Annotated in this window: 16 protein-coding genes and 2 tRNA genes; 2 read left to right on the top strand and 16 right to left on the bottom strand. The window is 37.7% G+C overall.

Translation table 11 applies throughout. The features are described 5' to 3' along the window. Positions 1-72: 72 nt before the first annotated feature. The 5 genes from HMPREF0106_RS01660 to HMPREF0106_RS01680 all read right to left on the bottom strand — a co-directional run bounded on the left by HMPREF0106_RS01660 (position 73) and on the right by HMPREF0106_RS01680 (position 7,499). Positions 73-146 (bottom strand) — tRNA-Arg (locus HMPREF0106_RS01660). Positions 147-166: 20 nt separating this feature from the next. Then, a tRNA-Arg gene (locus tag HMPREF0106_RS01665) sits at positions 167-240 on the bottom strand. Between the two features lie 79 nt (positions 241-319). Beyond that, complete coding sequence (locus HMPREF0106_RS01670; protein ID WP_008640243.1) at positions 320-2,620, bottom strand: patatin-like phospholipase family protein; 2,301 nt, start codon at positions 2,618-2,620, stop codon at positions 320-322. A gap of 171 nt (positions 2,621-2,791) precedes the next feature. Further along, a complete protein-coding gene (htpG, locus tag HMPREF0106_RS01675) occupies positions 2,792-4,837 on the bottom strand; it encodes a molecular chaperone HtpG (RefSeq protein ID WP_009041137.1) in 2,046 nt (681 codons plus the stop codon). 133 nt (positions 4,838-4,970) lie between these two features. Continuing rightward, positions 4,971-7,499 carry an ATP-dependent Clp protease ATP-binding subunit gene (locus HMPREF0106_RS01680; protein ID WP_009041136.1) on the bottom strand — a complete coding sequence of 843 codons (2,529 nt, stop codon included), beginning with the start codon at positions 7,497-7,499 and terminating at the stop codon, positions 4,971-4,973. Positions 7,500-7,853: 354 nt separating this feature from the next. On the opposite strand from HMPREF0106_RS01680, the gene gyrA reads away from it, so the two are divergent. Together gyrA and HMPREF0106_RS01690 are read left to right on the top strand one after the other, a co-directional pair. Then, the gene (gene gyrA / locus HMPREF0106_RS01685; protein ID WP_004314508.1) at positions 7,854-10,430 is read left to right on the top strand and encodes a DNA gyrase subunit A; all 2,577 of its coding nucleotides are present in this window, start codon (positions 7,854-7,856) and stop codon (positions 10,428-10,430) included. Between the two features lie 32 nt (positions 10,431-10,462). Continuing rightward, a complete protein-coding gene (locus HMPREF0106_RS01690; protein WP_004314509.1) occupies positions 10,463-11,677 on the top strand; it encodes a tetratricopeptide repeat protein in 1,215 nt (404 codons plus the stop codon). 224 nt (positions 11,678-11,901) lie between these two features. On the opposite strand, the gene HMPREF0106_RS01695 is transcribed toward HMPREF0106_RS01690, so the two are convergent. The 11 genes from HMPREF0106_RS01695 to HMPREF0106_RS01745 all read right to left on the bottom strand — a co-directional run bounded on the left by HMPREF0106_RS01695 (position 11,902) and on the right by HMPREF0106_RS01745 (position 23,757). Next, positions 11,902-13,023, bottom strand: coding sequence for a universal stress protein (locus HMPREF0106_RS01695; protein ID WP_009041135.1), 1,122 nt, complete (start codon positions 13,021-13,023; stop codon positions 11,902-11,904). A gap of 77 nt (positions 13,024-13,100) precedes the next feature. Then, positions 13,101-13,391, bottom strand: coding sequence for a hypothetical protein (locus tag HMPREF0106_RS01700; RefSeq protein WP_004295969.1), 291 nt, complete (start codon positions 13,389-13,391; stop codon positions 13,101-13,103). 128 nt (positions 13,392-13,519) lie between these two features. Next, positions 13,520-14,353 (bottom strand): tetratricopeptide repeat protein, encoded by an 834-nt coding sequence (locus tag HMPREF0106_RS01705; protein WP_004314372.1) that lies wholly within the window; start codon positions 14,351-14,353, stop codon positions 13,520-13,522. A gap of 18 nt (positions 14,354-14,371) precedes the next feature. Then, positions 14,372-16,192: a BatD family protein gene (locus HMPREF0106_RS01710; RefSeq protein ID WP_009041134.1), complete on the bottom strand. Its 1,821-nt coding sequence runs from the start codon at positions 16,190-16,192 to the stop codon at positions 14,372-14,374. 31 nt (positions 16,193-16,223) lie between these two features. Next, on the bottom strand, positions 16,224-16,946 hold the full coding sequence (locus tag HMPREF0106_RS01715; protein WP_008640249.1) for a tetratricopeptide repeat protein: 723 nt from the start codon (positions 16,944-16,946) through the stop codon (positions 16,224-16,226). An 8-nt stretch (positions 16,947-16,954) separates the two neighbouring features. Next, positions 16,955-17,983, bottom strand: a complete 1,029-nt coding sequence (locus HMPREF0106_RS01720; RefSeq protein WP_009041133.1) for a VWA domain-containing protein — start codon at positions 17,981-17,983, stop codon at positions 16,955-16,957. 45 nt (positions 17,984-18,028) lie between these two features. Next, positions 18,029-19,012: a vWA domain-containing protein gene (locus HMPREF0106_RS01725; RefSeq protein WP_004314367.1), complete on the bottom strand. Its 984-nt coding sequence runs from the start codon at positions 19,010-19,012 to the stop codon at positions 18,029-18,031. A 49-nt stretch (positions 19,013-19,061) separates the two neighbouring features. Then, positions 19,062-20,150: a death-on-curing family protein gene (locus HMPREF0106_RS01730; RefSeq protein ID WP_004314366.1), complete on the bottom strand. Its 1,089-nt coding sequence runs from the start codon at positions 20,148-20,150 to the stop codon at positions 19,062-19,064. Continuing rightward, entirely contained in the window at positions 20,150-21,019 is an 870-nt protein-coding gene (locus tag HMPREF0106_RS01735) for a DUF58 domain-containing protein (RefSeq protein ID WP_009041132.1), read from the bottom strand. The genes HMPREF0106_RS01730 and HMPREF0106_RS01735 overlap by 1 nt, the downstream gene beginning before the upstream one ends. An 83-nt stretch (positions 21,020-21,102) precedes the next feature. Further along, a complete protein-coding gene (locus tag HMPREF0106_RS01740; protein WP_004314364.1) occupies positions 21,103-22,098 on the bottom strand; it encodes an AAA family ATPase in 996 nt (331 codons plus the stop codon). A 240-nt stretch (positions 22,099-22,338) separates the two neighbouring features. Then, the gene (locus HMPREF0106_RS01745; protein WP_009041131.1) at positions 22,339-23,757 is read right to left on the bottom strand and encodes an HU family DNA-binding protein; all 1,419 of its coding nucleotides are present in this window, start codon (positions 23,755-23,757) and stop codon (positions 22,339-22,341) included. Positions 23,758-23,768 lie beyond the last annotated feature (11 nt).

Here is a 23,768-nt window from a genome sequence, read left to right as displayed (position 1 = left end):
GTAACCGGCTGATCCGTAGTCAGCTACTCTATTCAGTTGAGCTACGCGACCCTATAATTTGTAAGTTTTCAGTGACCGCGACAGGATTCAAACCTGTAACCGGCTGATCCGTAGTCAGCTACTCTATTCAGTTGAGCTACGCGGCCATTTTGTTAATTCAAAAAAGTGATCGCGACAGGATTCAAACCTGTAACCGGCTGATCCGTAGTCAGCTACTCTATTCAGTTGAGCTACGCGACCATTATTTCGTTTTAACGGGTGCAAAGATACGGACTTTTCCCGAACTAGCAAGCTTTTCAACGACTTTTTTTGTAGAAAATTATTCTATGAACCGATAATTGAATAGTTGCCAACCTATACTTAGTCCGACATTCCACTCCCTTTTCGGTGAGCTATAATGATTTACATATGCAGAGATGTCTCCAAAAGGTAATTGACATACAACAGAAATTTCTCCTAAATATTCAAACTTGGAGAAAGCTTTTCCATAATATGCTTTATTCAACGAGTTTTTTTCGATTGGATAAATGGGCATAAAGCCATAAAATTCTCCCCGAAGATGGAACATTTGGTTTAAACGGTAAATAGGCCGAATACCGGCTCCCACAAATTGATTGGCACGAAAGGCTTCGTTGTAGGTCAATTTACTGTGTAGCGTGGGCGAAAACTCTCCAGCCTGCATCATTGTGGCCGTATAGTTTTCGGAGAAGTTTTTAGAGGCATATAATGCCTTCAAATACCATCCTAAAACCCAATGTTCACTCATATTATGATATTTCTCTTTCATGTATGATAATTGCAACCATGAGTGATGGTCTTTATTATTGTTGTTGGTGGTACTTCCTTCGCCTGGGTAGAATCGCTCTTTTCCAACGAAGATCTGGGCAACAAGAGCTTCTCTGTATCCACGTGTGGGGTATTGTTTAGAATTTAGGGTACTTCCATTAAAGCTGATTGATCCACCGAATAAATCATAGCGACTTTTGTCAAATTTGTCATTTCCAAAGTCAATGACGCTTTTCTGAAAATATTTATCTTCTATTTTCGCAATTCCGACCCCAAACTCTGCTCGCTTGCTCGAAAGGAAAGGTAAGCCGACCTGCAATTTTAAGAAACGTTCGTCTTTCTGATTGAAGGCAGGTTTGTTATTTCGCGAAAAAAGTTTGTCTTTCTTGAAATAGTCGAAAGTACTGATTGAACCTATAAGACGGTATGAGGTAGGAATGGCAGTGGCAAAGTCAATTTTTGCCATAAACTGCACGTTATTATATACTTTTCCGAGTTGCCCGTCAAGGATAAACTCTTTGGCATAGTAGTTTAAATCCTGATAGCTAAGCCCCAGATAGATCTGATTGGAATTGGAAGTGGATATATTTCCTCCCAACCGCACAGCAAAATTATTTTCTAATTTCACCTTTAAATGTAGATCGTAGGTGTCGTCTTCCGGATTATAAATTGCATGCGGTATAATTTCGGAAATCATTTTATCAGATAACAATCGGAAATAACCTTGTTTTAAATCCTCATAAGTGAATTCTTTGGTATCTGATTTATGAAATTCTCTTTTAATATATACTTGTTGTTGTGGATTAGCTCCGTCGATGATGATATTTTTAAAGCGTAGCTCCGGAAAATTACTCCGGTATACCATTCTTCTTAAACGTATATTGTCCAGATTTACACGCCGATGAATACGACTTTTGATTGAATCCATCATGCTGATGGTTCGATTATATCCTATATCGTGTAATTCGTCAATGCGTTGAAAATCCATTAGATTAACATTGTCATATTTGAACGTCATTAAAATCCCCATGGAGTCCGGAATGGAATAGTCGGTTTTCTGCATCACCATATTCTCAATTTGACTCATGAGATCATTTTCTTTGGGTTTAGTGGGATTGGTTGACACGACGCTTCCTATGATGACATCCGGATGAAAATCATCTCTCATGACATCTGTAGGGAAGTTATTATAAATACCTCCGTCATAGGCTAATACATTGTCTATTTCAATAGGCTTAAACATGAATGGGAAACTCATGGAAGCTCTGACGGCATCTCCTAAATCTCCTTCCTTCATGACTAATTGTTTCTTGTTGTATACATCGGACGCAATGCAACGGAAAGGAACAAAAAGTTTATCAAAATCTCCCTTACAAGCGGCTGTGGCACGTGCATATAGGTCTACAAAAACGAGATTCATCTGAATCGGATTGACAACACTGGTAGGCAGGAATTGAGGTTTCAAACTTTTCAATGAATCCTTGAATGAAAAACGAATATTGAAGAATTCGGGAGTGGGAAGATTCTTTTTGAAGTGATATACATATTTCTCTTCCACTTCTCCGGAATACCATCGTTTAAAGTCTTCCGACTTGAGAAGTTCTACCATGTCGTCAGGAGAGTATCCCATGGCATATAAAGAACCGATAATGGCTCCCATAGAAGTGCCTGCAATGTAATCAATAGGAATGCTGTTTTCTTCCAAAGCGCGAATGATACCGATGTGTGTCATCCCTTTGGCGCCACCACCGCTTAATACAAGTCCTACTTTTTGGGCATGGATAGCCGGAATAATCAGCCATAAAGTAATTAACACTAAAAAAATCTTTCTCATAACCCAAATCAAACAATTGAATTTTTTGTCTATTAAGTGTTCAAATATATACAATACTTTTCAATTAATCGATATTTTACCGATCGTTTTAAATTGAAAAAGAGCATTACAACGTGTATTTAACGTTGAATGCTCTTGCTTGAAGTATGTGTAATGTTTAAAGGGGCGATATTAAATCAATTCTATGCTACGTTTTACGAAGTTATTCAAAGCTTCACCTCTTAGCATATTGTTTTGCAATAAGGCCAAATCGATCAGCTGGCGGATAACTTTATTATTGCTTGCGCAGCCGATAAAGATAGCTTCTTTCTTACTTTTCAGATCATCCCACTTCTTATCCAGATTGTTTAGTTCATCTTTTTCTGATGTGGGGATTTCTTCTTCTTTTTTATCCTTTTGCTTGTCTTTCAACTCATTGCGTTGTTTGTTGACATTGTCCATTTCAGAAAGTATCGGAGCTACTTCTGCCTGGCAAGCGCTTTCTTCTTCATTCAATACCTGTTTTATCAACTTATGGTCTGAATTCAGAATTAGATTAAACATATCAGGCATTTCACCATAGAAACTCATTCCGGCCTGAATATTCGCCATTTCCTTCATACGACGCATATATTCGCTTTGAGTAATCATGACTGGAGCTGAATTTTCTCCTAATGCCTGTGTCATGACATTGAATTCAACTTTATCCATTTTAGGCAATTGACTCTTGAAGGCTGTTGTGATTGCATCCTGTTTATTGGCTTCCAACGTTTCACCTTTCTTATCTTCTTTTACAATAAGATTGTCAACGACATCGCTGTCTACACGAGTGAAACGGGATTTTTCAAGTTTTTGTTCCAGCATGCTCACCATAGCTACATCCAACTGGCCATCCATGAGCAGAACATTGTATCCTTTGTTGGTGGCAGCTTCAATATAACTATATTGCTCATCCTTGTTATTTGCATACAGATAGATTAGGTTTCCATCTTTATCTGTCTGATTATCTTTAATAAGGGTCTGATACTCTTCAAATGTATAATGATTGTCATTTGTATCGGTGAAAAGGGCAAATTTTTGCGCTTTATCATAGAAATCCTCTTGTGTGAGCATTCCATAATTGATAAATATTTTTAAATCATTCCACTTTTCTTCAAACTGCTTGCGGTCATTCTTGAATATAGACTGCAAACGGTCGGAAACCTTCTTTGTGATATAAGTTGAAATCTTCTTCACGTTCGAGTCGCTTTGCAAATACGAACGGGAAACGTTCAACGGAATATCCGGAGAATCGATTACGCCATGTAACAAAGTCAGGAAGTCCGGCACAATACCTTCAACCGAGTCTGTAACATATACCTGGTTGCAATATAACTGAATCTTATTCTTATTTAATTCAATATTGCTCTTTACCTTCGGGAAATAGAGGATACCGGTCAAATGGAATGGATAATCAACATTCAGGTGAATCCAGAATAGTGGTTCATCAGACATTGGATATAGCTTACTATAGAATGATTTGTAATCTTCATCCGAAAGTTCGCTAGGTTTACGTGTCCACAAAGGAGTGGTATCATTGATTATATTATCTTCGGCTGTTTCTACTTGTTTGCCGTCTTTCCATTCTTTCTTTTTCCCAAATGCAATGGGAACAGGAAGGAAGCTGCAATATTTCTTCAGAAGCTCGGAAATACGTGCTTCTTCGAGAAATTCTTTGCAGTCATCATCAATGTATAAGATGATGTCTGATCCACGATCGGCTTTTTCTATTTCTTCAATAGTGAATTCAGGGCTGCCATCACAAGTCCATTTTACGGCTTGTGCACCGTCTCTGTATGATTTAGTGATAATTTCCACTTTCTTTGCAACCATAAAAGCAGAGTAGAAGCCAAGTCCGAAATGTCCGATAATGGCATTTGCGTCATTCTTGTATTTCTCCAGGAAGTCGTTAGCTCCTGAAAAAGCTATTTGATTGATGTACTTTTCAATTTCCTCTGCAGTCAAACCGATACCACGGTCAGAAATAGTAATGGTATCTTTGCCCAATTCAACGTGAACGGTTAAATCACCCAGTTCACCCTTAAATTCGCCAATAGAAGCAAGCGTATTCAGCTTTTGAGTGGCGTCTACTGCATTGGATACTAACTCGCGCAGAAAAATCTCATGGTCACTGTACAAAAACTTTTTAATGATAGGGAAAATGTTCTCTGTTGTAACCCCAATATTACCTTTTTGCATAATACGTATATTTTTTAGTTTATCTATTGATTAATTTTAATTGATGTTTGTTCAGATAGAGACAAAAAAAATGCCAGACCCGAAGGTCTGACATTATGGCATATTATTTTATTTTCTTATTCAGGAAATAATATTATTCCGGAGTGACAACTTTCATCTCCAATTCACCTTTTTCTTCATTGAGAGATACCTGAATAGTATCTCCCTCCTTCAAAGAGGAGGAAATGATGAGCTCGGATAAGCCATCCTCCAGATAAGTTTGAATTGCTCGCTTCAAAGGACGGGCGCCATATTGTACGTCATATCCTTTGCCGGCGATAAATTCTTTCGCCTTATCTTCAATAACAAGCTTGTAACCAATAGATTCTATTCTATCATACAATCCTTTCAGCTCTATGTCTATAATCTTTGTTATTGCTTCCAGAGAAAGCTGGTCAAACGTGATTATCTCATCTACACGATTGATGAATTCGGGCGCGAATGATTTGTTTAGAGCTTTTTGTATTACGCTTCGCGAGAATTCCTTATCATCCAGGCGGCTTTGTGTCGCAAAACCAACGCCACGTCCAAATTCTTTCAGCTGACGGGTTCCTATATTGGAAGTCATGATAATAACAGTATTTTTGAAATCTACCATTCTGCCATAACTGTCAGTCAGACGACCTTCATCCATAACCTGAAGCAAGATGTTGAACACATCCGGATGTGCTTTTTCTATCTCATCAAGCAATACAATCGAGTATGGTTTACGGCGCACTTTTTCTGTCAGCTGACCACCTTCTTCATATCCTACGTATCCCGGAGGTGCTCCAACCAGGCGTGAAACAGTGAACTTTTCCATATATTCACTCATATCTATACGAATCAGTGCATCAGCAGAACCAAACATATATTTGGCTAACTCTTTTGCTAAGTGAGTTTTACCAACTCCTGTCGGGCCTAAGAACATAAATGTGCCAATTGGCTTATTAGGATCTTTTAGCCCTACACGGCTTCGCAAAATAGCTTTAACCAGTTTTTCTATTGCTGTATCTTGTGCGATGACTTTAGCCTGCAAATCTTCTTTCATACCTGCGAGCTTGACACCTTCAGCCTGTGCCATCCGTTGTACCGGAATGCCTGACATCATTGAGATGACATTGGCAATTTCTTCTGCATCAACAGTTTGCCTGTTTTCTTTCAGATTGGCTTCCCATTCTTTTTTCATCTCATCCAATTGGACAGAAAGCTCTTTTTCTTTATCACGGAAGCTGGCTGCAAGTTCGAAATTCTGCGATTTCACAGCTTCGTTTTTCTTGCTTTTGGCTTCTTCGATCAGTTTTTCTTGTTCTTCTATCTCTTTGGGCACATTGACATTGGTAAGATGTACACGTGAACCGGCTTCGTCTAAAGCGTCAATAGCTTTATCAGGGAAATTACGATCTGTGATATAGCGGTCTGTCAGCTTGACACATGCTTCCAATGCTTCATCCGTATAATACACATTGTGGTGATCTTCATATTTATCCTTGATATTACGCAAAATCTGCAAAGTTTCGGCAGCGGTAGTCGGTTCTACTATTACTTTTTGGAAACGACGTTCCAAAGCGCCATCTTTCTCAATGTTCTTACGATATTCATCAAGAGTGGTAGCACCGATACATTGTATTTCTCCTCTTGCCAATGCCGGTTTTAGCATATTGGCAGCATCCATAGAACCTGCCGCAGAGCCTGCGCCTACAATCGTGTGGATTTCATCAATGAATAATATTACATTCGGATTTTTCTGTAATTCATTGAGAATGGAACGAATACGTTCTTCAAATTGTCCACGATATTTGGTTCCTGCTACAACAGCAGTCATATCAAGAGCAACCACTCGTTTATCAAACAGAATCCGCGAAACCTTTTTCTGAATGATTCTTAATGCAAGACCTTCAACAATCGCTGATTTTCCTACACCAGGCTCACCAATCAAAATCGGATTGTTCTTTTTGCGGCGGCTTAAGATCTGCGCTAAACGTTCGATTTCTCTCTCTCTGCCGACAACGGGATCCAGGCGTCCTTCTTCTGCCGCTTTTGTCATGTCAGTACCGAAATTGTCAAGTACCGGTGTGTCATTAGACGGCTTCTTTGAAGCGGTTTGTGCTTGTTGGCGTTCGTCCGAACCACCTCTGCCGGAACGGGGAGAGGACATTTCTTCGTCATCATCATCGTCTTCCGTAAAGCCCATACCAGAGTTTATATCTGGCTGCAATGTAGCTTGCTCCAGTACTTTCACATAATTTATATCGTTTGCTTCAAGTACGGAAGCTGCCATATTGTTTTTTTCTCTTAAAATAGCCAATAATACATGTTCTGTATCAGCGATGTTACTTTTCATTCCACGAGCTTCTAAAATACACATTTTTAATATCTTTGCCGCATCATTAGATAACGGTACCTCTGCATCAGGCAATAACATATCATCAGCTTCTGCCTTCAGTTGAGCTTCAATCTGTTGCTTTATTGCAGCTAGATTGGTGTTGAGTTTAGACAATATCTCGATAGCTTTTCCTTCACCGTCACGAAGGATTCCCAGAAGCAGGTGCTCAGGGCCTATATACCTACTTCTCAACCGATTCGCTTCTTCCTTACTATAGACGATAATGTCGGAAACTCTTTGTGAGAATTGATTATTCATACTTTTCCTTTTCTTCTAAGGGTTATTCACTGGCAAATATACGCATTAATCAAGTTTGTATTGCAATATTTGCTTTATTTCTTATATCTACAAATGGCGTGCCATAAAAACGGTGTATTTGCATTATATATATAAGGTATAACAAATATCCAGCTCTTTTTTACCAATGTTATCTATCTTTCCATATTATATTTATCGTTTTTATCTTTTTATTTTCGAATTTTAAAGTTTAATGAATTGTCGTCCCGGTCATGCTAAAACTTTCTTTCTAAAAACTTTCGTATATCGGGGAAAAGTAGTACTTTAGCGTGGTTTTTCACAAACCGTAGAATGTATAATTAATAATCATTTTAAATGCTTGAACAAGACAGAATTATAAAGATTAACATCGAGGAGGAAATGAAGTCATCGTACATTGACTACTCCATGTCGGTCATCGTTTCACGTGCCCTTCCGGATGTTAGAGATGGATTTAAGCCTGTTCACCGTAGAATTTTATACGGAATGATGGAATTGGGCAATACTTCAGACAAACCTTATAAGAAATCAGCCAGAATCGTGGGTGAGGTACTCGGTAAGTACCATCCTCATGGAGATTCTTCTGTTTATTTTGCAATGGTGCGTATGGCTCAGGAATGGGCAATGCGTTATCCTTTGGTAGATGGACAGGGGAACTTTGGTTCTGTAGACGGTGATAGCCCTGCTGCTATGCGTTATACAGAAGCTCGTCTTAATAAGTTGGGTGAAGCAATGATGGATGACCTGTATAAGGAAACCGTCGATTTTGAGCCTAACTTTGATAATACGCTGGTAGAACCTAAAGTTATGCCGACACGCATCCCAAATCTTCTGGTGAACGGAGCATCCGGTATCGCTGTAGGTATGGCTACCAATATGCCTCCTCATAATCTTTCGGAAGTAATTGAAGCATGTGAAGCATATATTGATAATCCGGAAATTACAGTAGAGGAACTGATGGAATTTGTCAAAGCACCAGATTTTCCTACTGGTGGGTTTATATATGGTGTGAGTGGTGTACGCGAGGCATATTTGACTGGACGAGGACGTGTAATTATGCGTGCGAAAGCCGAAATCGAAAGCGGACAGACACATGATAAGATCGTAATAACCGAGATCCCTTATAATGTAAATAAGGCCGAGTTGATTAAGTATATAGCTGATCTTGTAAATGATAAGAAAATAGAAGGTATCTCAAATGCCAACGATGAGTCTGACCGTGACGGTATGCGCATTGTTATTGACATCAAACGTGATGCAAATGCAAGTGTAGTGTTGAACAAACTCTATAAAATGACAGCTTTGCAGACATCTTTTGGCGTAAATAATGTTGCTTTGGTTCATGGACGTCCAAAAACGTTGAATCTGAGAGATTTAATTAAATATTTCATCGAACATAGACACGAAGTTGTTATTCGTCGTACTCAGTTCGATCTTCGTAAAGCGAAAGAACGCGCGCACATTCTTGAAGGTTTGATTATCGCTTCGGATAATATTGATGAAGTAATTCGTATCATTCGTGCAGCAAAAACTCCTAATGACGCTATAGCAGGCTTGATTGAGCGATTCAACCTGACAGAAATTCAGTCTCGCGCAATAGTAGAAATGCGTTTGCGTCAATTGACAGGTCTGATGCAGGATCAGCTTCATGCGGAATACGAAGAAATAATGAAGCAGATAGCTTATTTGGAAAGTATTTTGGCTGATGATGAAGTATGCCGTCAGGTAATGAAAGATGAATTGTTGGAAGTTAAAACGAAATATGGAGATGAACGTCGTTCTGAAATCGTTTATTCTTCAGAAGAGTTCAATCCGGAAGACTTCTATGCAGATGATCAGATGATTATTACAATTTCTCATATGGGTTATATCAAACGTACTCCGTTGACTGAATTCCGTGCACAAAATCGTGGTGGTGTAGGTTCGAAAGGTACGGAGACCCGTGATGAAGACTTTGTAGAACATATTTATCCTGCTACCATGCACAATACGATGATGTTCTTTACACAAAAAGGCAAGTGCTATTGGCTGAAAGTATATGAAATACCTGAGGGAACGAAGAATTCTAAGGGACGTGCTATTCAGAATTTGTTGAATATTGACTCGGACGATAATGTAACTGCATACTTGCGTGTGAAGAGTTTGGAAGATTCTGAGTTTATTAATAGCCATTATGTATTGTTCTGTACTAAGAAAGGTGTAATAAAGAAGACATTACTTGAACAGTATTCTCGTCCTCGTCAGAATGGTGTAAATGCTATAACTATCCGCGAAGATGATAGCGTAATTGAAGTTCGTATGACGAATGGAAACAATGAAATCATCATTGCCAATCGTAATGGACGTGCAATTCGTTTCCATGAAGCAGCAGTTCGTGTAATGGGACGTACAGCAACAGGTGTACGTGGCATTACGTTGGATAATGATGGTCAGGATGAAGTAGTAGGAATGATTTGTATCAAAGATTTGGAGACAGAATCTGTAATGGTAGTTTCCGAACAAGGATATGGTAAACGTTCTGAAATAGAAGACTATCGTAAGACAAACCGTGGCGGTAAGGGTGTGAAGACCATGAATATTACCGAAAAAACAGGTAAGTTGGTAACAATCAAGTCAGTAACCGATGAAAATGACTTGATGATTATCAATAAGTCTGGTATCACTATTCGTTTGAAAGTGGCTGATGTTCGTATTATGGGTCGTGCTACTCAAGGTGTCCGTCTGATAAATCTAGAAAAACGTAACGACCAGATTGGTTCGGTATGTAAGGTTATGACAGAAAGTCTTGAAGATGAAATTCCGGCAGAAGAAGCAGAAGGAACAATTGTGAGTGATCCAAATGCTGATGCTCCTGATATTGATGATGCAGCAGACGTAAATGAAAACGAAAGCAACAACGAAATCGAGGAATAGACATAATATTAATAATTAATCAAACAACAATCATGAAAAGAGTATTATTTTCGATGGTTTTATTGATGGCTGTTAGCTTCTCATTCGCACAGATGAAAAATGTGAAAGAAGCAAAGAGTATGGCTAATGACGTAAAACCTAATTTTAAGCAGGCTGAGCAGCTTATTAAAGAAGCTATGAAGAATCCTGAAACGAAGGATCTTGCTGACACATGGGACGTTGCTGGATTTATTCAGAGACGTATCAACGAAGAGCAAATGAAAAATGCTTTTTTGAAAAAACCGTATGATACATTGAAAGTGTATAATAGCATTCTGAAAATGTATGAGTACTATACTAAGTGTGATGAATTAGCGGAAATACCTAATGAAAAGGGGAAAGTTAAAAACAAATACCGGAAAGCAAATGCTTCAAGTATGTTGGCTGAACGTCCTAATTTGATTAATGGTGGTATTCAGTATTTTAACTTGGATAAGAATAAAGAAGCCTTGAAATTCTTTGCAACATATGTTGAATCAGCTTCTTACCCAATGTTAGCTGATAAAGAATTGGCTAAGAATGATACTCTTATCCCACAAATTGCATATTATGCTACATTGGCTGCTGATAGGGTAGGTGATAAAGATGCAATTATTAAGTATGCCCCAATGGCTTTATCTGATAAGGACGGAGGTAAATTTGCAATGCAATTGATGGCTGATGCTTATAAAGCTAAAGGTGATACTGTTGCTTGGATTAAATCTTTGGAAGAGGGTATCCTAAAGTTCCCTGGAAATGATTATTTCTTTGCTAATTTGGTTGATTATTATAATAGCTCTAATCAAGCCTCAAAAGCTATGGAGTTTGCTGATAGAATGTTATCTAATGATCCGAATAATAAGTTGTATTTGTATGTAAAAGCATATCTTTATCATAATATGAAAGAATATGATAATGCAATTGAATACTACAAGAAAGCTATTGCGGCTGATCCGGAATATGCAGAAGCATACTCAAATGTGGGTTTGGTATATTTGATGAAAGCACAGGATTATGCTGATAAAGCAACAACAGATATCAATGATCCTAAATATGCTGAAGCACAGGCTGTAGTTAAGAAATTCTACGAAGAAGCTAAACCATTCTATGAAAAAGCTAGAGCTTTGAAACCTGATCAACAAGATTTATGGTTACAAGGTCTTTATAGAGTTTACTATAACTTGAATATGGGACCTGAATTTGAAGAAATTGATAAGCTTATGAAGTAATCGTTTTCAGGAAAATTATAAGTCTTGAAAAAGGGAGGAAGGTTGCTAGAAATAGTAACCTTCTTTTTTTATAATCCAGATAATCAAAAAATACATTTGAGGGAATATGCATTTTTTAATTGATGTAAATTAAAAAAGAGCAATGTTATTATATTGCCCCTTTTTAATTAAACATAATATTGATTATTCACCAATCATAAATGCCCATTTTTTGCTTGATCTGATCAGCTGTTAATAACAAGTAATGGTGTATCAGAATGAAAAATCATTTTTCTAGCAATACTTGGATTAAATAACCGAGCAAATATATTCCTTTTGTAAGAAGTCAAAGTGATTATATCTATTTGATTATCTTTGATATACTGATCAAGTCCTTTTAACAAATTATCGTTCATTATTACATCATAATGAATTTCAAGCCCTGGATATTGCTTGTGAAAATATTCTTTTATGCCTGCTAGTTTTATTTCATTCCAGGTATCTTTGGAATCAGTAAGATGTATTAAAGATACAGAAAAATGGAATGATTTCCAAGTATTAAAGAATGCTTCGAAAGCAATTAAATCTCTTTGATCAAAATTGGTAATAAAGGCGATCCGTTTTACTTCACTAAACTGTTTAAATGGTGTGTTTTCGGGAATGGCCAGTACAGCTGTGCGGCTTCTATCAATAACTTCAGCAGTTACACTGCCAATCAAATCGATATCTTTCTGATTCTTTCCCCGAGTCCCCATGATGATAACCATAGGACGCTGTTCCTTAGCATATCTTAAGATTTCTTCTTCTGGAATACCTTCACGTAAGATACAGCTATATTTAATATTGGGAAAATCACCCGATGTGACTTTTTCTTTTATCTTTTCTGATAAGGCATTGAGGTCAGAATGAACTTTCTGAATAATCGTTTTTACGGATTCTTCATCTCCAATTTGGTAATTGAAAACATCTCCATATGGTAATGATGAAGCATATATAGGCGTAAAATAGACGTGCAACAAAATGACTTCAGCATTTTCTGTTTTTGCTAGGTTAAATGCAAATTCACACGCTTTCATCGAATAATTAGAGAAGTCGACGGGAATTAAAATCTTATTTGACTTATTTTCTGTTTTGGGCTCCTTCTCTCCCACTATACTTTCAGACAGCCATGTAGAACTTTCTGTTATTTTCAAAGCACGTGGCAGATCGCTTTCCTTTATGCGTAAACGCACCCCCGAAGAAACAACCGGTTGTATTTGATTTACGTTGTGAATGTATGTTTCTATACCTTCATTTTCCAAGACATTCTTTAAGATCTGCGCTTTGGTGTATGTCAGAATGGCTAGGGTTACTAATTTGTCTTCCATAAATGCACATTTTATAAGGTGAAAACAAATAAGAAATCCCAATTGTTTGATTCAATTGGGATTCAGTTTGTTATATTTTAAACTTGCACAGATTCGGTAGCCTGTTCTTTTTGCATACTCATATTCAATTCATCTAGGATTTTTAAAGCCCGATCAAGAACGGTCGTATCATCCAACATTACAAGCCCACCATCTGGACCGGGCTCAAGATGTATTCCGACACTTTTTCCCTCCTTGAAATTGTGTCCTCCGAAAAAGTTTCGCACTGTATCTACGTGCAAACCAAGTTCGTCTGCTATTCTATGCATGCTACCGCTAGGCAATGAATCTTTAATTTTACGAAGTTCATTAAACGTTATTGTTCTCATGTCTCATAAATTTAATGGTTAATACTATGTGATTTTTTTATCACGCTATAAACTTAAGCAAAAAAAAAGATAAAACAAATTATTTGCTTATCTTTTTTTCTTGAATTTATAAAATCTATTAATGACCTTTATATTACTTCAATAGCGGAAGCTGGTACCCATCCTACTTTTCCATCTTCCAACCGAATTTCTTTCCATTCTTTCATAGAGTTGTCCTTGACGTTTACTTTTCTCCCTTCATGCAGAATAAACAAACTGGTACCACTCTCGCTTGGAGTACTTCGAACTGTTACACTTGGGTTCATTACTATAGCTTCATTTCGATTGACTAAATGTTCTTTTTGTTGTGAAGCAAAAAGATTAGAGCAAATGGTGACAATCAGAAAAACAATTCCTAATATGAAGCCTACTTTCTTTAACACAATCTGTTTAGAGAATATAAAAAAGTAAAGAGCTATAATCAATAGAATAAAGGATACAATACCCCATGTGGCCCATGCATCTACACTCATGCTATTTGTCAGAGATTTGATCCATGAAACAAAGAACACTTCAGGAACAGGCTCAACTTTGTCTATTGTCTTTGCGCGTGCCACTTCAAGATTAGCACGTATATCGCCATTTCCAGGTTGCAATAACAAGGCACGCTCATAATTTAAAACAGCTTTCGCTATCTCTCCTATTTTATAATAACTATTTCCCAGATTGTAATAAACGTCAGCAGCTTCTCCATTTTTTAATAATGCTTCATATATTTGAATAGCTGCTGCATAATCTTCTTTTATATATGCGGAATCGCCTTCAGCTTTTGTGGCATCTTCCAGTGTGTTACTGGAAAATGTGGTGTGTGAAGCGTGGATAGAATCAGCTCCATTGGTTTGTTTAGAATCAATGTTTAACGAATCTTGTGCAAAACAAGTAAGTGACATTGATAATAATATAAAAAATAATATCTTTTTCATGACACAATCTCTTCTGGGTTAATGTTTTATCGAATTCTCCATTTTGCTTATTACTTCTATTGAAGAAGAATAAACTTTATCCATGGCTTGATTTTCATCACCTGGAGCAAACCGGGCAAATTCACAGTCATTCAATGCATTCAGGAATTCTTTGATTAGTTCCTCATTTACTCCATGATTTCTTAGCTTCTCTTCAATATTATCTTTAGATAAACGAGATACCGGAATATTCAGTTTGTCACTTATATATCCCCACAGTGCCTTTAAAACTTCATCATAGAAAGCATCTTTCTTATTTTCTGAGAGTAATTTTCCAGCTAACTTCATACGTTTTGTTGCTACTTTATTGGCTTTCTTCGTACGCATTTTAGCTACGTTCGCATTTTCAGCAGCTTGCTTACGATAAATAATAAAGAAAATAATAAAGGCAAGAGCCGGAATGATATAGAATAGCCAATATGTCATTGAACCATAGAAGAAACTTCCTTTAGGCTGGAGAGTAACTTCGTTTTGTTTGATGTAACGGATGTCCTCACCTAATACTTTCAAATCCTCTTTATTAGTGAAATTAGCAATTACTTGATCTGCATTACCCGCACCTTTCTCAACGTTTATTACATATTCTTCTGTTTTCAGCGTTTTATAAGATTTGGAGCGAATATCAAAATAACTAAAAGATACTCCTGGAATCTTATATGTTCCAGCATGTCTCGGAATTGCTAAATATTCGATAACCTTATTACCTGTAAGTCCTTCCCGGGTTAATCTGACTTGATTGTCTACTTTGGGATCGTATACTTCAAAATCATCTGGGAATTTAATTTCCGGATTAGAAATTAATTTCAGGTTACCTGTACCGGATATTACTAATTTAATAGTAATAGCATCATTGGTTTTCAGTTCCTTGTTGTTGATAGATGAAGAAATATTGAACTCTCCCACTCCACCGGAGAAATCTGCCGGTTTACCTGCAGGAAGCGGATTTACATTTATTGCTATTTTAGGGGTGGAAATTGATTTTTTTATTTCAATGACATTACTTCCTCCATTGAAGAAAGCATCAAAAGGATCATCAGATTGTACAGGCTTACCGACTGTCATCTGGAATTGAGCAGGATCAATATATAGTTTTCCTGATTGTTGCGGGAAGAGAACGAACTGACGATAAACTGTCGTATAGTAATTACGTCCCTGATAATGTTCCGGAGTCCATCTCGCATTTGTAGTCATTTCGATTTCTTGAGAATGGAAGCCTTTAAAGTCGGGTAACTTTGCATTATTCAGTTGTAAATTGGATTCTCTGGTGTATATTTTATAGGTCAGGACAAATGCTTCCTGTTCGTACACATTCGTTTTACTGGCACTTGCTGTAATAAACAAGTCTTGGTTAGAGACCCCTGTACCAGATGAGGAATGTGTAGAAGAGCTACTGCTACTATTGCTATCACCTTGATCTTGTGGCAATACTTTAATCCTTACTGAATTTGATACCATTTGATCGCCATCAGCAACAATTGAAGCTCCAGGTATTGTATATTCTCCGGCATTATTCGCCATTAATATATATGTGAATGTAATACTACTAGTAGACGTAACATTACCATTTACTATTTGAGTATTACTTTGTTGTGAACGGCTTGGCCCCATCAACACATCAAAACCTTTGATTGATGGTGCCCGGAAATCTTTCACTTTTTGTGTAGTAACAGTATACGACAGCCTGAACTGGTCGCCTACTACCACTGCGTCAGGAGCAGAAGCAGTAAAAGCCACTTTATCAGCAAGCATCTGAGTGCTATATGCTATCAATGCCATCAATATAATAATCAGTTTTTTCATTGCTTATGAAATTTATATCATCAACTTTATATTACCAATCTTTTTCTAAGCGACCACCTTGCATAACTTTTTGTTGCTTTTTCACTTTGTCTTGCACATCTTTTTCATCCTGCATTACAGAATTCAGCAATTGTTCAGCATTCTCCTTTGACATCTGGTTATCTTGTTTTTTTTCTGACTTCGGTGGTTGCTGCTGATCTTTCTTTTCATCTTGTTTCTGATCTTTCTGCTTGTCTTTATTCTGATCTTGTTTTTGATCTTGCTTTTGTTGATCTTTATTCTGATCCTGATTTTGGTCTTGATTCTGCTGATTTTGTTGATCTTTCAACATTTTCTGTGCAAGAGCCAAATTGTACCGGGTTTCATGATCGGCAGGATTATTACGCAGTGACATTTTATAGGCGTCCACAGCCTTTGCATAATCTTTACCAGCTTGGAAAAGTACTCCCATATTGTGGTAGATATGGGCGAGCTTCATTTTATCCTTTTCAATTTTGCTGGCCGATACGTATTGTTCCATGGCATCCTGAAACTTTTGCTGTTGCGAAAGAGTATTTCCCAAATTGTACATAGATACTGTAGACTTGGGATTTGCTTCCAGAGCTTTCCGGTAGTTTACCTCTGCGTCAACAAATACACTATCATTAAACAGGCGGTTTCCCTTACGGATATAGTCGCGTTCTGCTTTCTGAGCCGAGACACCGACTGTCGCTAGCAGAAATACAGCGAATAGAATATATTTACTTTTTAACATACGTATAACTATTTCTTATTAGAAAACAGGTGAATGTTCTTAAATAAAGGATTTTTGCGGTCCAAAATTAAGATTTCTGCCAATAACAATAGTAGAATAACCCATGCAATAGCTTGGAATTGTTCGTTAAACTCTGTATATACTTTCGACTCTACATCAGACTTCGCCATTTTGTTCACTTCTTGATTAATAGCTCTTTGGGCTGAATTAGAGTTGTCTACTCGTACATATATACCTTTTCCTTCCTTAGCAATTCCCTGGCACATAGCTTCATTCAAACGGGTAACAATCACATTACCTTCCCGGTCGCGACGATAATCATTCGTACCTTCTACCGGAATGGGGGCACCATCAGGCATACCTACTCCCAATACACTTACTTGAATACCTTTTTCTGCAGCGGCTTTTGCGGCTTCCACTGCACCACCCTCATGATTTTCACCGTCAGTAATAACAATAATAGCACGTCCTACCCCTTCTTGTGGAGTGAAACTACGAGCTGCTAAATTGATTGCTTCCCCGATAGCTGTACCCTGTTTAGAAATCAACGAAGGATTGATGGACTCTAAAAACATCTTAGCGGAAATATAGTCACTTGTAATTGGTAGCTGAGTAAAAGCGTCACCTGCAAATACAATCATACCTACCTTATCATTGTCAAGTTCATCCACTAATCTGGAAATTAGTCTTTTTGCTTTTTCCAGACGGCTAGGTTGTACATCTTGAGCTAACATAGAGTTTGAAATATCCAAAGCTATAATTACCTCTACTCCTTTACGCTTAACCGTTTCCAGCTTAGAACCGAATTGGGGGCGTGCTAATAATACGGAGAACAAGCCAATAGCAACAAAAATAATCCAGAATTTTACATCCGGACGATATTTGGATACATCAGGCATTAATTGAGCCAATAAAGTCGGGTCCCCGAAGCGTCGGATATTCTTTCTTCTCTTGTAGTTGGAATACAAGTAGAAAGCTGCTAAAAAAGGTAATAGCAGCAATAAGTATAAATATGTAGGTTCTCCAAATCGAAACATCTTCTTACTATTTTATGATTGACAAATAACGATTGACAAACATTCTTATGGAATTTTTTTGAGTACCGAATTGCGTAATAGTACTTCCAACAAAACACAGAGGAAAGCAGCTAGGGCAAACCAGTGATACTCTTCGTCTCGTTTACTGTACTCTTTTACGTTCAGTTTCGTCTTTTCCAGTTTATCAATTTCTTCATATACTTCTTTTAGTTTCGAGTTGCTCGTAGCCCGGAAATAGTTACCATCCGTTGTTCCGGCAATCTCTGTCAATGTCTTTTCATCAATTTCCACCGGCATACTTACATATTGTACAGTATTCCCCACCGGATAAGGATAAGGGGCCATTCCATTAGTACCTACCCCGATAGTATATACACGAATACCAAAACTTTTAGCTATTTCTGCTGCTGTCATTGGAGAAATATCTCCCTTATTATTAGTACCATCCGTCAATAAGATAATAACTTTAGATTTCGCTTTGCTATCTTTTAAGCGAGTCACAGCATTAGCAATACCCATACCAACCGCAGTACCGTCAGTGATAAGGCCGCATTTAATATTATGTATCATATCCAACAATACGGCATGATCTACAGTCAACGGACATTGAGTGAAAGTTTCTCCTGCAAATAATGTAATACCGATATTATCATTGGGGCGTCCGTTGATAAATTCAGCAGCTACATCTTTGGCAGCTTCAAGTCTGTTTGGCTTTAAGTCTTCAGCCAGCATACTGGTAGAAACGTCAATAGCCAGCATAATATCAATTCCTTCTATTTCACTGTTCTGCCACTTGTTAGTAGTTTGCGGGCGTGCAAGAACCAAGATAACTAACACCAAAGCAATGCAGCGCAGTAGAAATGGAACATGCAACAAATAGTTCTTATAACTTTTAGGTGTATGTGCATATACCCGAGCATCTGAAATTTGAAGGGTTGCTTCACTTTTCTTTTGTTTCAGGATATACCATACAATATATGGTATAAGCAATAATAGCAAAAACAGATATTCAATATTGGCAAAAACCATTTTATTTATGATTTAACAGTTTACTATTTAGTATTAAGTTATACACTCTTTATACAAAAAGATTGTATAACTGCAGACCTATATATATAAAGGTACCAATCAGTGCTGCTGATAACAGTGCAATTCCGCAAATCAGCATAGCTTTAACACGTAAAGAACGTTTCTCAATGATAGTGATTTCCGTTGGTTGCGGTTTCTGGTTTTCCTCTTCCGGTTGTTTTGTCTCATTGATAAAATCGATGGCATTAATTAAATTAGCATCGTTTTCATTCATCTGAGGATCATGTTTGGCAAACTTAACTAAATCAGCGGTCTGGAACAAAAGCTTCAAGTCTGATATAGCCTCTTTATCATTCAACTCCAATAGCTGGTCAATTATTTCAGAAGAGGTCATTTCTAATGCGTTAAATCCGAAACGGTTCTTAATATAGGTGCGAAGTGTATCCGTTAGTTCGGTATAATACTCCTTCGATTGTCCTTTTTGCCATATCTTCTCTGTTTTGATACGTTCTATCTCTTTCATTGCAGCCTGATGTGGCGGCAATTTAGGTTCAACTTTTATTTTACGGATAATAGGTTTATTATCACGTATACGAATAATGAGATAGATCAGTAAACCAAGCAAAGGTAAAGCCAGGAATGAACAAGCAATCAATCCATACCAGTCTTCCCACGCAAAAGGAGCTTTCATCACAGGTTTCTGTCCAAAGAACTGGTCCGGATGTAATGTATCAACCGGCATCGAATATACTTTCAATGCCAGAGCTTTGGATTTATATACTTTATCATCTACGGTAACCGGCATTGGTGGTAGATAATATAGAGCAGAGTCAAAAGAAGTGATAATGTATTCTTGAGTAATCAACATTCGTTGGCGATCATTCAGGAATTGAGTATCCGGTTTGACAGTTTCTATAATTTCCACACCTCTTACCAATGTATCGGTGTAAGCAGGAAAAATAGCACGCTGTTTAGCATCCATGGCTACTTGCAATTGCACTTTCGCCTGTTCGCCAATCAGTATCTGCAATGAATCAATTTTTGCTTCTACCGTGACAGACTGTGCTGCTGCTTTGCCTACAGACAATAGAGCTAATAATGCTATCAGAATAATATTTCTATTCATCTTTGATTCCATTAATTTCGTTTGGCAAATAAATTCAACAATGCCTTTACGTAATCCTGGTCGGTTCTGACAGATACAGCATCCACGTTACTTTTAGTGAAAGTATCGTTAAGTTCAGTCTGCTTTTGTATCCACCAGTCACGATGTGCCCGGCGTACAGCTTTGGAAGAGGTGTCGATCCATTGTTCATGTCCAGTTTCCGCATCTTTGATTCGCATCAGTCCTACTGGGGGAAGATCACTAACCCTCCTGTCGTACACTTGTAATGCTACTACATCATGTTTTCTGTTAGCAATGGTCAGTGCATTCTTAAAGCTGTCCTGATCAATAAAGTCTGATAAGATAAATGCGGTGCAACGTCTTTTCATCACGTTTGTCAAATATTCTAAGGCAAGACGAATATTTGTACGACGGCTTTCCGGCTGAAAATCAATCAATTCGCGGATAATATATAAGATATGTTTACGTCCTTTCTTGGGAGGAATAAACTTTTCTATCCGGTCTGAAAAGAAAATCACACCAATTTTATCATTGTTCTGAATAGCAGAGAAAGCAAGCGTGGCAGCGATTTCCGTCACCATATCTTTCTTCAACTGCTTGATCGTACCAAATTCCAAACTTCCGGAAACATCGACCATTAACATAACTGTCAGTTCACGTTCTTCTTCAAACACTTTCACATAAGGTTTATTGAAGCGCGCAGTCACATTCCAGTCTATGTCACGTATATCATCGCCGAACTGATACTCACGGACTTCCGAAAATAACATACCCCTACCTTTGAAAGCCGAATGATATTGGCCTGCAAAGATATTGTTAGACAATCCTCGTGTCTTTATTTCAATTTGGCGAACTTTTTTTAGTATTTCACTTGTTTCCATTTATACAGTAGTTAAGTAGTAAGTAGTTAAGTAGTCATGTATAGATATTAATGACTACTTATTGACTGTATTATAACTACAAATTAGGGCACTTCAACCTTATTCAGAATCTTACTGATGATTTCGTCCGAAGTCATATTATTAGCTTCAGCTTCGTATGTCAATCCAATACGATGACGGAGAACATCATGTGCTACAGCACGTACATCTTCCGGAATTACGTAACCGCGACGTTTGATAAATGCATACGTACGAGCAGCCAAAGCCAGATTGATAGATGCACGAGGTGAACCTCCGAATCCGATCATATCTTTCAGTTCCTTGAGATCATACTTTTCAGGGAAACGGGTTGCAAATACAATATCTACAATATAACGTTCAATCTTCTCATCCAGATACACTTGACGAACAACTTTACGTGCTTCAATAATTTCATCCGCTTTGAGAATAGGCTTCACATTGAACTTCTCACCATTGATATTTTGGCGAATAATCAGTTTTTCTTCTTCCAGCTTCGGATAATCAATGACAACTTTCAGCATAAAACGGTCAACTTGTGCTTCAGGAAGCGGGTAAGTACCTTCTTGTTCGATAGGGTTCTGAGTAGCCAGTACAAGGAAAGGTTCCGGTAATATGAATGTTTCTTTACCAATAGTAACCTGACGTTCCTGCATTGCTTCCAGCAAAGCACTCTGTACTTTAGCAGGAGCACGGTTGATTTCATCAGCTAATACAAAGTTTGCGAAAATTGGTCCTCGCTGCACTTTAAAAGATTCATCTTTCTGACTGTAAACCATTGTACCAATAACGTCGGCAGGCAATAAGTCCGGCGTAAACTGGATACGGCTATACTTCGCATCAATCAGAGAAGCGAGTGTTTTAATAGCCAAAGTTTTCGCCAAACCAGGCACACCTTCCAAAAGAACGTGACCATCGGAAAGTAATCCGATAAGCAGTGATTCAACCAAATGTTTCTGACCAACAATGATTTGGTCCATCCCTGTCGTAAGATTGGTAACGAAAGCACTTTGTCTTTCAATCCGCTCATTTAGCTCGCGGATATCAATTGATTCAGCCATAAATACTTAATATTTTATTATTTAAATCCCTTTTATTTTATGTAAGCCTTTCCTGTGTGTTGTAAGGCTTCTTATTTTGCCTCCAAAAGTACGCCATATAATTAACGATTGCAACTAATTTTTATTAAAAAACAATGCGAAATCTTTAGATTAAGGTACTTTCATACGCTTTTGTACATCCATAACATTTCACCCGATCAATACAGGATTTGTATGATCGGGTGAATGGATTATTGCTATTTATTCTTTTGTAAGTTCCGGTATTTCAATTGTTGTGCCATATGGTACGTTATTGGGGTTCTTAATAACCTTCGGATTGTGCTTCACAATGTATGGCCACATTGCTTTTGTACCATAAAAACGCAAGGAAACCCTAGTTAAAGTTTCTCCTTCTTTGATTGTATATTTTGTTTTGGTTCCTGTAATTTTATAAGATGCTGAATCCAAATAAGCAGATGTAGCGGGTTGCTGTGGAGCTGTCTGGGGTTCTGCTTTGGCAGGAACAGTTTCTTCTTTTTGAGCAACAGGTGGTGTGGGCGTAACAACTTTAGGTACATCAGGAGTTATTTCCTTTATGGTATCCTTCTGTTCAATTGTATCGGAAAGTTGTGTTTCCGGTTGAACGGGTTGAGTTGTCACAGGTGGCATATCCAGCGCATTCTTGTCAGATGAAGAAGAAAATAAATCCGGGTAATAAATAAACAGGATAACCCCTCCACATAATAACAAAACGATTACAATAACAGCTATTAAATAAGGTACAGGAGATTTTTCCTTCACTGGAGCTGTTTTTTTAGAAGCCGGTTGGGATACATGTTCTGATTTGACCGGTTTTATCGTTTCTTTTTTAGCAGGAGGTATTATAGGAGCCACAGGTTGCAGATTTGCTTTCATAAGCTCTTGTTCTATAATTTTCTCGGCAGTGATCTCCTCTTTTTCTTCTATTATAGGTGCTGCTGGTTGTTGTTCTACCATTGCGACTTCCTCTTCCGGGACTTCTTCATCTTCCAGCTGTTCGACTTTCTCTTCAATATTAGTTTCTGTGCTGGTCCTTTTAGGTTCTACATGAGAGGATGGCTCAATAGATTCTTCTACTGTAGATACATTTTCAACGATAACAGGTTCTTCAATGGAGTCTTCCACAGATGGTTGAGCAGTTATTTGCTCTTCCTGAATCAACTTTTTTTCTGAAAGCTCATCATCAGTGCTTTCATATTCCTCTGTTACAAGGGGGGGCGTATTCTCACCAATCTCATTCAATACAGTTTGTGCTGATGCTTCCTCACCTGCTTCTTCTTCCTCTGTATCTTCTATCGGAGTATCTTCCAAAATTGTATTTTCATTCAATACAACAGTCTCAAAGTGCGCGAAAGGCTTATTTATTGTATCTCTTAGATTGGCATCCGGAGAAAATGAGACTTTTGTATGTCCCTTTATCTGGAAACGTTCTCCTGTGTTGACATTGACACTTTCCCGGCTATCTACATCAATAAGTTTGAAAGTTCCCAATCCTTTGATTTTTACAGTCTTTTCGTTCTCCAAAGCTTGTTCTATCAAGAGAAAAAACTCTTTAACAAACGCTTCGGCGTCTTTCTTGGTCATGCTATGTTTGGCTGCCAATAAGTCAGTAAGGTCTTGAATTGTTAGTCTTTCATTCATAACGGGAAATT

It is taken from the genome of Bacteroides sp. D22 (assembly GCF_000163675.1).
GTDB classification, from domain to species: Bacteria; Bacteroidota; Bacteroidia; order Bacteroidales; family Bacteroidaceae; genus Bacteroides; species Bacteroides xylanisolvens.
The sequence above is the reverse complement of the archived record's forward strand: the minus strand, read 5'-3'. Positions and strand labels throughout refer to the sequence as shown.